This window comes from Skermanella sp., assembly GCF_059503625.1.
Genome location: NZ_JCACHA010000716.1, coordinates 1 through 11,095, shown reverse-complemented (window position 1 = coordinate 11,095; position 11,095 = coordinate 1). Strand labels below are relative to the sequence as shown.

The following is an 11,095-nucleotide window of genomic DNA, read 5'->3' as shown; positions in this document are numbered from 1 at the left end:
TCCCTGGATGTCGCGGGCCGTCACGTCGTTGATGATCGTATAGCCCCAGACATGCCCGTAGGCCTGCTCCTTCGATATGCCCCGGCCACCCGTGCCGATCACGACGGCCAGTTCGGCCTCGTAATCGATGCTGTCGCTGATGCCTTCCGGGTAGCGGATATCGGCGCCGTCGGCGACGACCGATTCCGGAACCTTGGTGAAGATGATCGGCACTTCCGGAATCGCATCCGACCGATCCTTGGAACTGCTGTCGAACCCGCTGCGGCTGAACTCGTGCGCATGGTCGAAGTAGTTCTTGCCGACGCACATGACGTTGCGGGCCGGGCGCGGGATCGGCGCCTCCAGTTCCACGGCGGACAGGTCGATCGCGTCGCCCTCGTTGCCGATGCCGGCGAGGCGGGCTTTCAGGTCGTCGTAGCGCCGGATCAGGTCGACGATGTCGGCGACAGGCTCGCCGAGGGCCGTGTCGAGCGGTCGCACCTTGCCAGCTTCAGCATCGACAAGGCCGGTCATCCTGCGGCCACCCATCCGGAAAGTCGCGAACTTCATCCGTCACTCCTGAACCATTATTGAACCATTAGCAAATCCATTATTGCCAAATGGCGCCGGTCGCGCAATCATGGATCATGCAGGATCGGGAGAAAGTAGAAGGGGAACGACATCATCGGTCTTGAAATCCCTTATGAGGGCTGCTTGCAAGGCTGTTGCCGACCGGATGTCCGGCGGCTAGAAATGGGTTCTGTTTGGCTCACATCTGCGGACCTCGATACCTCCCATGGATACACGCAATATTCGCACACGCGCCGCGACGGGAGCCAATGCCCTGGTCCAGCTCATCGAAAGCAACATAGCGGACGGTTCCTGGACCGCCGGCTTCAGGCTGCCGCCGGAGCGCGACCTGGAAAAGCAGTTCGGGGTTTCCCGCAATACTTTGCGCAAGAGCCTCAAGCTGCTCCAGGACAAGGGCAGGATCGTCCGGCATGTCGGCCGGGGGTCCTTCGTGGCGCCGCCCCGGCAGGATCTATCCCAAAGCCGGCAACCGGACGCCTTCGTTCCGGTTTCCGCCGACAGCCTGGTGCTGCGCATACATGGCGCCAGCCCGGCCGAGATCATGGAAGTCCGCCTCGTGGTCGAACCGGCGGCAATCGAACTGGCGGCACTTCGCGCCAATGCAGGGGACGTGCGCCGGATCAGGGATTGCCTCACCCAATCCGAACAGGCCGGCGAGATCGGGGATTTCGAGCATTGGGACGGCCAGCTGCATGTCGCGATCGTCGCCGCGTCCAAGAACAGCCTGCTGATGGACCTTTACGCGACCATGAACGAGACGCGGAACCAGCCGGAATGGCTCCGGCTCAAGCACCGCTCCCTGACACCCGAACGGCGCCGGACCTATCAGGAGCAGCACAGGCGCATCGTGGACGCGCTGGCGGACCGGGACGCCGTCACCGCCCGGAACGAGTTGCGCGACCATCTGCTTCTCGTCCGCTCCAACCTGCTCGGTCCGGTGAATTCGTGATGGGTGATTGGCTCATTTTTGGTCCACTCAAGGGCGCAAAACCCATGTGGGTCCAGTCGTGAGCATCGGCGCCATCCTGCTGATATCCGTCATCGTGCTCGCGACGTCGTTCCTGTCCGGCATCTTCGGCATGGCGGGCGGCATGATCTACATGGGCGCCCTGCTGCTCCTGCTGCCGGTCCCCGCCGCCATGGTCCTGCACGGGGTCACCCAGACGGCGTCCAACGGCTGGCGGGCCTACCTGTGGCGCGGCTACGTCGCGTGGCCGATCCTGCTGCGCTACCTGATCGGATCGGCGATCGCCTTCGCCGCCTTCTCGCTGGTGCGCTTCGTGCCCGATCCGCCGCTTGTGCTGGTCGTGCTTGGTTTGACGCCGTTCCTCGCCTGGATGGTGCCGGACTGGGCGGCGCCTCGGGCGGACAGGATCGGCGGGGCCGAATTGTGCGGTTTCATCGGGACGTCCTTCCAGCTCCTGTCCGGCGTATCCGGGCCGCTGCTGGACGTCTTCTTCGTCCGCTGCCCGCTCGACCGCCGGGCGGTAGTCGCCACCAAGGCGGCCTGTCAGGTCGCCACGCACCTGCTGAAGCTGGTGTATTTCGGACGCATCATCGGCGAGGGCGGCAGCGAACTCGGCTGGCCGGTGCTGGCGATCTCCGTCGTGCTGGCGATGGCAGGCACCAGCCTGAGCCGGGCGATGCTCGAACGATTGACCGACATCCAGTTCCGCAGTTGGACCCAGCGCATTGTGCTGGGCGTCGGCGCCGTCTACCTGCTGCAAGGCATCGCCGCCTTCGCGGCAGGCTGAACCGGCACGGGCAAGGCAACACAAGACAAGCCCAAACGAACGGGCACAACAAAGCGGGGAGGAGTGAGAATGGAGCGCCGCAACCTTGGAAGCGCCGGGCTTGTCGTTTCCGCCATCGGCCTCGGCTGTTCCGGAATGACCGGCGACTACGGCATCCCGGACGACGTGGAGTCGGTCGCCACCATTCACCGGGCGCTGGAACTTGGCCTGAACTTCCTCGATACCTCGGACGCCTATGCGGATGGCCGCAACGAGCAATTGATCGCCGGCGCCATAGCCGGCCGGCGCGATCGCCTCGTTCTGGCGACCAAGTTCGGCAACATCCGGGGTCCCAACGGCGAGAGGGGAGGGGTCAACGGCCGCCCCGAGCATGTCTTCAAAGCCTGCGACGCCAGCCTGCGCCGGCTCGGTATCGACGCCATCGATCTCCTGTACCAGCACAGGGTCGATCCGGACGTCCCAATCGCCGAAACCGTCGGCGCCATGTCGCGTCTGGTCGAACAAGGCAAGGTGCGCTTCATCGGCCTGTGCGAGGCCGGTCCCGATACCATCCGCCGTGCCCACGCCACTCACCCGCTATCGGCTCTCCAGATGGAATATTCGCTGTGGACCCGCGATGCCGAGGACACGATCCTGCCGGTCCTGCGCGAACTCGGTATCGGGCTGGTGCCCTACAGCCCGCTCGGACGCGGGTTCCTGACCGGAACCTTCCGCAGGCGTGACGATCTGATCCCAGCCGACCGGCGTCATGCCCATCCGCGTTTCCAGGAAGGCAACTTCGAACGAAATCTCGGTCTGCTCGAAACCTTGGACCGGATCGCCGGCGCCAGCGGCCGGACGCCGGCCCAGGTGGCACTTGCCTGGGTCCTCTCACGCGGTCCGGACATCGTGCCGATCCCGGGAACCAAGCATCGCTCCTGGCTGGAGCAGAACGTGGCCGCGGTGGGGATGCGCCTTGACGGCGCCGACTTGAAGGCACTGGACGAGGCGTTCCCGCCGGGTGCCGCTTCCGGTCTCCGCTATCCGGAAGGCCAGCTCCGGCGTCTGGGCATCTGAGCTCCGGTTTGACCAATCCGTGATTGGTTTCCGCTGCGCAGCAATACGCATCCTTGAGGAAACATCGGCTTGACAATGGTTCACCATTGTCGCCCAATGTAAACCTATTGCCAATTGGTCACTGATTGGCTCAAAGACGGGGAAGGAACCGATGACGACAACCCAGACCCCACAGAGGCCCCCTCAGAAGACCTCGACCGGTATCGAGCATTGGACGAAGAAGGGTGACGTGCGTCTCTTCCTGTGGGAGAAGCCGGCGGCCGAAGGAGCCGCCAAGCGCGGAACGATCCTGTTCGTCCACGGCTCCTCGATGGCCTCCACGCCGACCTTCGACCTGCAAGTGCCCGGACGCGACGACTCTTCCGTGATGGACTGGTTCAGCCGGCGCGGGTTCGATACGTGGTGCGTCGATATGGAAGGTTACGGACGTTCCGACAAGAACGGGAACATAACCTCCAACATCTCCGACGGCGCCGACGACCTGGCCGCCGCCTCCGCTTATATCCAGGCCAACCGCGACAGCGGCCCGCTGCTGGTCTACGGCATATCGTCGGGCGCGCTCCGCGCGGCGCTCTTCGCGGAGCGGCACCCCGACCGCGTGGCGCGCCTGGCGCTGGACGCGATGGTCTGGACGGGGGAGGGCAGTCCGACGCTGGCCGACCGGCGCAAGAAGCTGCCACAGTTCAAGGAGATGAAGCGGCGTCCGATCGACCGGGCCTTCGTCCACTCGATCTTCAACCGCGACCATCCCGGAACCGCCGACGAGAAGACCGTGGAAGCCTTCGCCGACGCCATCCTGGCGCTCGACGATTCCATGCCGAACGGCACCTATATCGACATGTGCGAGAACCTGCCGCTGATCGACCCGACGCGCATCACCGTGCCGACCATCGTCATGCGCGGCGAATACGACGGGATCGCCGGGATGGACGACCTGCTCAAGTTCTTCGCGGCTCTGCCCAATCCGGACAAGCAGTTCGCGGTGATGCCGGGCATCGCCCATGCCAGCTTCCAGCAGAAGAACCACGCACTCGTCTACCACATCCTCAGTTCGTTCTTCGAACAGCCGGCCCCCGTCTACCGGGGCTGACCGGCGCCGGCCTGCGGTCACCCGACCGGCAGGCATCCCAATAAAAAACAAAGGGGAGGGACTTCCATGAATCACTCACCGAACCGATCGCTGCACATGTCCCGCCGGGCGTTCTGCGGCGGCCTGTCCGCAGCCGGCGTACTAGCCGGCATGCCGCTCTCCAGCGCCTTCGCGCAGAGCTATCCGCAGCGGAACTTCCGCGTGATCATCCCGACGGGGCAGGGCGGCGGGGCCGAGCGGCTGGCCCGCGCCTTCGACGACGCCTGGTCCAAGCTCCTCAAGCACCAGTTCGAATACACCTTCCATCCCGGTGCTGCCGGCCAGATCGGGTACGAGCTGTTCGTCAAGCAGCGCGAGGCCGACGGCTACAACCTGCTGTTCGGCAACATGGGCCCGGAAATGATCATGTATGCGGTGCAGAAGCCGAATTACCGCTTTCCGGAAGACTTCATCTATTTCAGCCGGACCGATATCGACGACAGTTGCATCTTCGTCCGGAACGACAGTCCCTACAAGGACGTGAAATCCATCGTCGAGGCGGCCAAGAAGAAGCCCCTCAACGTGGCGGTCAGCCGCATTCCGCATCCGGCCTCCATCGGCATGCTGGCGTTGGGTGAGGCCACCGGCTCCAGCTATAACCTGATCCCCTACGGCGGCGGCAACCCGACCTACGTCGCCGTGATGAACGGGGAGGCCGATGTCGGAGCGCTTCCCATTACCGGCGTGCTCTCCCTGACCAGCCAGTTCAAGGTGCTCGGCGTCTTCAACAAGGAGAACATCTTCGCCGGCATCACCGAGAACGCGCCGACGATCAATTCCGTCTTCGGCTCCTCGATACCCGACCTCTATTCGTCGCGCGCCTGGGCGGTCCATGCGAAATGGGCGGACGCCAATCCGGAGAACTTCGCCCTGCTGGAGAAGACCGCCGAGCAGGCCCACGCTTCGGCGGAGTTCCGCGACGCCTTCGTCAAGACGGGAGCGCCGGTCGAATCGTTGAAATTCGGAAGCCGTCAGGTCTGCACCGAATACGCCAACGCGATGGTCGAACTGGCCAAGCGCTACGAACCGGTGCTCAGCGCGCAGCGGTAATCCGATGCTCCAGGGAGCGACACCATGAGCGTAGACGTATCGCGGACGCTGAAACAGCGCCGGAAGGCGCAGCTGGGCGCTGATCTGATCATTCCGGTCCTCGCTGCCGGCTTCACCCTCTACTACCTGATCTCCTCGTTCAATCTGGTCTGGGAAGCGCGGGCCAACGGGACGGTCGTAGGCGTAACGCTGCTGGTGCTGATCGCCATCCAGGTCGTCCGCGTCGTGGTCCAGCTCCGCAACGGGACCGGCAGCCTGGGCTTCGGCGATTTCTCCCGCTGGACACCCGCGCAGGCCCAGCGGTTGATGCTGATCGCCACCCTGATCCTGTTCGTCGCCACGATCCCATGGCTGGGAACGACGCTCGGCCTGTTCGCGGTGATGCTGGCCGCCATGTGGATTCTCGGTGTGCGCTCGCCGGCCACCCTGCTTGGCGTGGCGGTCGGCGTTTCGGCCACCGTCTATATCGTCTTCATCATTCTGCTGGGGGCCCGTTTCCCCGCCGGTCCGATCGAGAACGGGCTGGCTCCGCTGTTCGGTGGAGGCATCTGACCATGGGTTGGGATAACGCGCTCCTTCTCTCCCTGATCACAGACACCCTGATGCTGACCTGGATCGTGGTGCCGGCCGTGCTTCTCGGCATCGTGGTCGGCGCCATACCCGGCTTCAGCGCGCAGAACACCCTGATCATCCTGCTGCCGCTGACGCTGACGATGGACGTAAACATGGCGCTGGCCTTCATGGTATCGCTCTACTGTGCGACCCATCTGGGCGGCGGCATCCCGGCGATCCTGGTCAACATGCCGGGGACGGGGGGTGCGGCGGCGACCACGCTGGACGGCTACCAGATGACGCTGAAGGGAAAGGCGCAGCAGGCGCTCGTCCTCTGTTTCGTGGCATCTACCGTCGGCGGTCTGGTCACCAGCGTCGCGACCGTCGCACTGCTGCCCTACCTCGCCCAGCTAGGCCTCTATCTCCGCAGCGTCGAGATGGTCGCGGTGATGGTCTTCGGGCTCGTCCTGATAGCGGCCATCGCCGCCGACGATCCATTGAAAGGCATCATCGCGGGATTCTTCGGCCTGATGATCGGCGCCATCGGCACCGACCACATCTACGGCACCCCGCGAGCCGCGTTCGGCTTCCTGGAACTCTACGACGGCGTGCCCCTGGTTCCGGCCCTGATCGGGTTGTTCGCGATTTCCGAAGCCTTCAGCATGATGGAGCGCTCGACCGTCGTGCCGCGCTCGTCGGTCGTGGATTCCAAGGCGCATTGGGCCGACACGCTGGAGGGGTTGCGGCTCAGCCTCAAATACTGGTGGCTGACGATCTGGACCAGCTTCGTCGGTTTGCTGATCGGCGTCGTTCCGGGAGCGGGCGCCAGCATCGCGTCCTTCGTGGCGTATCAGCAGGCCCGCATGTTCTCCAAGACCCCCGAGGAGTTCGGCAAGGGCTTCGCCCCCGGCGTGGTGGCGCCTGAGTCCGCCAACAACGGCGTTACCTCGGGCACGCTGGTCCCGCTGATGGCGATCGGCGTGCCGGGCGGCAGCACCGCCGCCGTCATGATGGTCGTGCTGCAGTATCATGGCATCGTGCTCGGTCCCCGCCTGTTCATCGAATCGCCGGACATCGCCTACGGCATCTTCTTCTCGATGACGCTGTCCTACATCGTGATGATCTTCACGATCCTGCCGCTTGCCCGCTACATGAGCCAGGTCGTGCTGATCCCGACCAAGATCCTGGTGCCGCTGATTCTGTCGCTGACCATCGTCGGCGCCTTCGCCAACCGCGAATACGTCTTCGACATGGGCCTCGCCCTCGTCTTCGGCGTGATCGGTTACATCGCCCGCAAGACCAACTACCACGTCACCGCGATCCTGATCGGCGTGATCCTGGGACCGCTGTTCGAGCAGTACCTGCTGCGCTCGCTGCGGATCGGGCAGGGGGATCTGACCATCCTGTTCTCCTCGACTACCGCCAACGTCCTGTGGGCCTTCGTCGTGCTGTCGGTGCTGCTGCCCTGGCTGCGCGGCAAGCAGCAGGAGCGCCAGAAGAAGAACCTTCAAGATCGGGCGCCGGCCGCCCTGACGGGAGACCAAGCCTGATGGCCGACATGACCCTGTCCAAGAACCTCCGTCTGGTAGGTCATCTCGACCTGCCCGGCGGGGGACAGGTCACCGTTTCCGACGGCTACGCCTATGTCGGGCACATGAAGCCGCCGCACGGAACCACCATCGTCGATGTCCGCGACCCCGCCAATCCGCGCGTCGCCTCCTCCATCGAGCTACCGACCGAGGACTCTCACACTCATAAGGTCCGCGTGGTCGGCGACCTGATGATCACCAATGTCGAGCAGAACGACCGCCATGCGCTGCGGCGGGGAGCGAAACTGGCGGAGGCGACGGCCGGCCTGACCGCCCGCCTGGGCCGCCCTCCCACCGATGCGGAGGTCGCGGCCGACCTCAACATTCCGCAAGGCCTGCTGCCGCGCCTGCGGCACGTGTTGGACCACGGCTACCGGGACGGCGGCTTCAAGGTCTACGACATCTCGGACAAGGCGCGCCCGGCCGAGATCGCCTATGTCAGGACACACGGCGTCGGGGTCCACCGCTTCGACATGGATGCCCGATACGCCTACATCTCCACCGAGATGGAAGGCTATGTCGGCAATATCCTGGTCGTCTACGACATCGCAGACCCGGCCCGGCCCGCCGAGGTATCGCGCTGGTCGATGCCCGGCCAGCATATCGCCGGCGGGGAGACTCCGCATTGGGCCGGCCAGCGCAACCGCCTGCACCACGCGCTCCGTTTCGGAGACGAACTATGGGCTTCGGTCTGGTACGCCGGTCTGCGGGTGATCGACGCTTCCGACATCGGCAACCTGCGGACCATCGGCGCCTACGACTACCATCCCCCATTCCCGGAACCGACCCATACCGTGGCTCCGGTCCCCGTCCGGTGGAATGGCCGGCAGGTCGCGGTCGCCGTGGACGAGGAGCACGACCACACCCATGGACAACTCCATGGCGGTCTGTGGTTCTTCGACGTGGAAGACAGGGCCGACATCAGACCCATCGGCATGTTCCACCTGAGCGAACTGGACTCGCCCTTCGCCCGCGCCGGAGCAAGGTTCGGCGCTCACCAGTTCCAGGAACGGGTGACGGGAGACCGCCTCTACTGCACCTGGTTTTCCGGCGGGCTCCGGATGCTGGATATATCCGATCCCACGGCGCCGGAGGAAACAGGCTGGTTCATCCCCGAGCCCCCGAGGGGGCAGGCCTGCGCGCAGAGCAACGACGTCTTCGTCGATGAGCGCGAACTGATCTACGTGATCGACCGAAACCGTGGACTGGACATCCTGGAGGTGACGGCTTGATCCGCCTTCCTCCAGGTCGTGGGGCCAACAGGTTATTCATGGACCGGCTCTTCGTCATTCCATCAGCGCGTTGGGCAGGAACAGGACGAGTTGCGGGAAGAAGCTGATCAGCATCAGGTTGATCAGCAGGAGCAGCAGGTACCGATCCTGCGCGAGTTCGACCAGTGTTGACGCAACAGTGAACGGGATGCGCTCCCACTTCATGTAGAAGCCGAAGGCGGAGGCCGAGCAGATGATCGGCATGACCGTGCTGGTCGCCAGCACCGTCTCCGTCAGCACCGAAGGCAGGTCCGAGAGCTTGAGTTCCCGGTAATTCGCGAAGCCGATCAGCGCCGCGTAAGGCACGGTCATCGCCCCGGCTTCCGTCGGTGTGAAGATGCCGTAGCGGATGCCGATCAGGATGAAAAGCGGGATGGTCAGCACCCAGATCGCGTTGGCGAAGGCGGACCACAGTTCCGCCCTGGACACGAAACGTGGGCGGCTCGGCTGGTATCCCGGGCGGCGCGAGATCACGGCGGTCACGATCATCAGGGCGCCGCACAGCAACATTCCCAGGACGACACCGGTGGAAGGAGAGTTGGAGAGCCGCCTGGATGCCATCGCTGCACAGCGATACGAAGAGAACGTCAGCGACGCCGTTCAGGGTGTGGTGGATCTGTCATGCCCCGTGCTGGGGTACTCCGGCACCGCTCTGGCCGCATTGACGGTTCCCTTCCTGCACATGAAAGGAAACAAGGTCGGTCAGGCCGAAGCCCTCGTCATGCTGCGCGCCTGCGCGGACCGGATATCGGTCCGGCTGGGCGGCGGCCCCCGCCCCTAAAAAAGCCGCTGAGGAACAATCCCCGGCAAGCGTCGTTACCGGCATGCAGGTTTCGGAAAAAGCAGGCGCCGAACGGCGGAAAGCCAGGGTCCAGGTTCCATGAAGGAAGCTCTCAAGACGATGACCGGCACCATCACGATCGTCCAGGAAGGGCGCTTCAAGATGGAGCCGGACGACGGGCAGCCGATGCTGTTCGTGCTGGCTCCCTCCGCCCCGATCGAGCCGCAGGATCTGCCGGGTCTTCAGCGCTCCCAGGCGCGGGTGACCGTCCGTTACGAGGATGCCGGGACCCTGATCGCCGGCGTCGTCCACGATATCGGGTGGGCCGACGAGCCCGGCCACAGAAAAGCCAGCTAAGTTCAAGCCAGTTGAGGGCAAGACGATGAAGCGCATCCGCAGCCGCTCCCTTTCAGACCGCATCGGAAGCTTCGTCCGCGAGTGGTCGGTTCCGCGCCAGATCGCCGGACAGTCTTCCGCCACGAAGGCGGCGGAGAGCAGCCTGTCACGGGGGCTGCGGCCCCGGCTGGAAGAGGCGGATACCGTCGGCACCAACATCTGTCCCTACTGCGCCGTCGGCTGCTCCCAGCTCATGTACGCGAAGAACGGCCGCGTCATCCATGTGGAGGGCGATCCGCGCAGCCCGATCAACCAGGGAACGCTCTGTCCCAAGGGAGCGGCGACGCTGGGGCTGATGACGATGCCGGAGCGGCTGGACAAGGTCCTGTACCGGGCGCCGCGTTCGGACCGGTGGGAGGAAAAGCCGATGGACTGGGCGATGGACCGCATCGCTCACCTTACCAAGCAGACCCGCGACGAGACCTTCGTCCACAAACTGCCCGACGGCACCATCGTCAACCATACGCTGGGCGTCGGTTCGCTGGGCGGCGCCACCCTGGACAACGAAGAGAACTACCTGATCAAGAAGCTGTTCTCGGGCGGTTTGGGGATGGTCTGGATAGAGAACCAGGCGCGCGTCTGACACAGTTCGTCGGTGCCCAGTTTGGGTGCCACCTATGGCAGGGGAGCGGCGACGCTCGCCCAGTGGGATCTTGCCAATTCCGACTTCGTCCTGGTGATGGGGTCGAACATGGCCGAGAACCATCCGATCGCCTTCCGCTTCGTCATGCAGGCGAAGGAGAAGGGCGCCACGGTCGTTCATGCCGATCCGCGCTTCACGCGGACGTCGGCCCTGGCCGACATCCATGCCCCGCTCCGTGCCGGAACGGACATCGCGTTCCTGGGCGGCATCATCCGGTACATCCTTGAAAACGACTTGTGGTTCAAGGAATACGCGATGGAATACACCAACATCGCGACCATCATTTCCCCGGACTACCAAGGAC

Annotated in this window: 14 protein-coding genes; 12 read left to right on the top strand and 2 right to left on the bottom strand. The window is 64.4% G+C overall.

Annotation, left to right across the window (positions count from 1 at the left end):
- Window positions 1-549, bottom strand: a 549-nt coding sequence (locus tag AC5JJ6_RS24080; protein WP_496044491.1) for a fumarylacetoacetate hydrolase family protein, incomplete at its 3' end; no start/stop codon positions are given.
- A gap of 226 nt (window positions 550-775) precedes the next feature.
- On the opposite strand from AC5JJ6_RS24080, the gene AC5JJ6_RS24075 reads away from it, so the two are divergent.
- The 8 genes from AC5JJ6_RS24075 (at window position 776) to AC5JJ6_RS24040 (ending at window position 8,932) form a co-directional block, all read left to right on the top strand.
- A complete protein-coding gene (locus AC5JJ6_RS24075; RefSeq protein ID WP_496044490.1) occupies window positions 776-1,519 on the top strand; it encodes a FadR/GntR family transcriptional regulator in 744 nt (247 codons plus the stop codon).
- Between the two features lie 58 nt (window positions 1,520-1,577).
- Window positions 1,578-2,324, top strand: a complete 747-nt coding sequence (locus tag AC5JJ6_RS24070; protein ID WP_496044489.1) for a TSUP family transporter — start codon at window positions 1,578-1,580, stop codon at window positions 2,322-2,324.
- A 69-nt stretch (window positions 2,325-2,393) separates the two neighbouring features.
- Entirely contained in the window at window positions 2,394-3,380 is a 987-nt protein-coding gene (locus AC5JJ6_RS24065) for an aldo/keto reductase (protein ID WP_496044488.1), read from the top strand.
- A gap of 151 nt (window positions 3,381-3,531) precedes the next feature.
- On the top strand, window positions 3,532-4,470 hold the full coding sequence (locus AC5JJ6_RS24060; RefSeq protein ID WP_496044487.1) for an alpha/beta hydrolase: 939 nt from the start codon (window positions 3,532-3,534) through the stop codon (window positions 4,468-4,470).
- A gap of 66 nt (window positions 4,471-4,536) precedes the next feature.
- Window positions 4,537-5,559: a Bug family tripartite tricarboxylate transporter substrate binding protein gene (locus AC5JJ6_RS24055; RefSeq protein WP_496044486.1), complete on the top strand. Its 1,023-nt coding sequence runs from the start codon at window positions 4,537-4,539 to the stop codon at window positions 5,557-5,559.
- A gap of 24 nt (window positions 5,560-5,583) precedes the next feature.
- On the top strand, window positions 5,584-6,111 hold the full coding sequence (locus AC5JJ6_RS24050) for a hypothetical protein (RefSeq protein WP_496044485.1): 528 nt from the start codon (window positions 5,584-5,586) through the stop codon (window positions 6,109-6,111).
- Between the two features lie 2 nt (window positions 6,112-6,113).
- Window positions 6,114-7,661 carry a tripartite tricarboxylate transporter permease gene (locus AC5JJ6_RS24045; protein WP_496044484.1) on the top strand — a complete coding sequence of 516 codons (1,548 nt, stop codon included), beginning with the start codon at window positions 6,114-6,116 and terminating at the stop codon, window positions 7,659-7,661.
- The gene (locus tag AC5JJ6_RS24040; protein ID WP_496044483.1) at window positions 7,661-8,932 is read left to right on the top strand and encodes an LVIVD repeat-containing protein; all 1,272 of its coding nucleotides are present in this window, start codon (window positions 7,661-7,663) and stop codon (window positions 8,930-8,932) included. Before AC5JJ6_RS24045 ends, AC5JJ6_RS24040 begins: the two co-directional genes overlap by 1 nt.
- Window positions 8,933-8,986: 54 nt before the next feature.
- Here the strand turns inward: AC5JJ6_RS24040 and AC5JJ6_RS24035 are convergent, their stop codons facing one another.
- Window positions 8,987-9,460, bottom strand: coding sequence for a TRAP transporter large permease subunit (locus AC5JJ6_RS24035; protein WP_496044482.1), 474 nt, complete (start codon window positions 9,458-9,460; stop codon window positions 8,987-8,989).
- Here AC5JJ6_RS24035 and AC5JJ6_RS24030 point away from each other — a divergent pair.
- The 4 genes from AC5JJ6_RS24030 to AC5JJ6_RS24015 all read left to right on the top strand — a co-directional run.
- Entirely contained in the window at window positions 9,345-9,752 is a 408-nt protein-coding gene (locus AC5JJ6_RS24030; protein ID WP_496044481.1) for an IclR family transcriptional regulator domain-containing protein, read from the top strand. The genes AC5JJ6_RS24035 and AC5JJ6_RS24030 overlap by 116 nt on opposite strands.
- 99 nt (window positions 9,753-9,851) lie before the next feature.
- Window positions 9,852-10,109: a hypothetical protein gene (locus AC5JJ6_RS24025; RefSeq protein ID WP_496044480.1), complete on the top strand. Its 258-nt coding sequence runs from the start codon at window positions 9,852-9,854 to the stop codon at window positions 10,107-10,109.
- A 25-nt stretch (window positions 10,110-10,134) separates the two neighbouring features.
- The gene (locus AC5JJ6_RS24020) at window positions 10,135-10,731 is read left to right on the top strand and encodes a hypothetical protein (protein ID WP_496044479.1); all 597 of its coding nucleotides are present in this window, start codon (window positions 10,135-10,137) and stop codon (window positions 10,729-10,731) included.
- A gap of 21 nt (window positions 10,732-10,752) precedes the next feature.
- Window positions 10,753-11,095: molybdopterin-dependent oxidoreductase (locus AC5JJ6_RS24015; RefSeq protein WP_496044478.1), on the top strand; the 343-nt coding region annotated here is incomplete at its 3' end.

What these genes read in the sequence shown, in the direction of transcription:
- AC5JJ6_RS24040 (WP_496044483.1), top strand. Translation starts at nt 7,661, where the DNA reads ATGGCCGACATGACCCTGTCCAAGAACCTCCGTCTGGTAGGTCATCTC.
- AC5JJ6_RS24075 (WP_496044490.1), top strand. Translation starts at nt 776, where the DNA reads ATGGATACACGCAATATTCGCACACGCGCCGCGACGGGAGCCAATGCC.
- AC5JJ6_RS24030 (WP_496044481.1), top strand. Translation starts at nt 9,345, where the DNA reads ATGGTCAGCACCCAGATCGCGTTGGCGAAGGCGGACCACAGTTCCGCC.
- AC5JJ6_RS24035 (WP_496044482.1), bottom strand. Translation starts at nt 9,460, where the DNA reads ATGATCGTGACCGCCGTGATCTCGCGCCGCCCGGGATACCAGCCGAGC.
- AC5JJ6_RS24020 (WP_496044479.1), top strand. Translation starts at nt 10,135, where the DNA reads ATGAAGCGCATCCGCAGCCGCTCCCTTTCAGACCGCATCGGAAGCTTC.
- AC5JJ6_RS24055 (WP_496044486.1), top strand. Translation starts at nt 4,537, where the DNA reads ATGAATCACTCACCGAACCGATCGCTGCACATGTCCCGCCGGGCGTTC.
- AC5JJ6_RS24025 (WP_496044480.1), top strand. Translation starts at nt 9,852, where the DNA reads ATGAAGGAAGCTCTCAAGACGATGACCGGCACCATCACGATCGTCCAG.
- AC5JJ6_RS24065 (WP_496044488.1), top strand. Translation starts at nt 2,394, where the DNA reads ATGGAGCGCCGCAACCTTGGAAGCGCCGGGCTTGTCGTTTCCGCCATC.
- AC5JJ6_RS24050 (WP_496044485.1), top strand. Translation starts at nt 5,584, where the DNA reads ATGAGCGTAGACGTATCGCGGACGCTGAAACAGCGCCGGAAGGCGCAG.
- AC5JJ6_RS24045 (WP_496044484.1), top strand. Translation starts at nt 6,114, where the DNA reads ATGGGTTGGGATAACGCGCTCCTTCTCTCCCTGATCACAGACACCCTG.
- AC5JJ6_RS24060 (WP_496044487.1), top strand. Translation starts at nt 3,532, where the DNA reads ATGACGACAACCCAGACCCCACAGAGGCCCCCTCAGAAGACCTCGACC.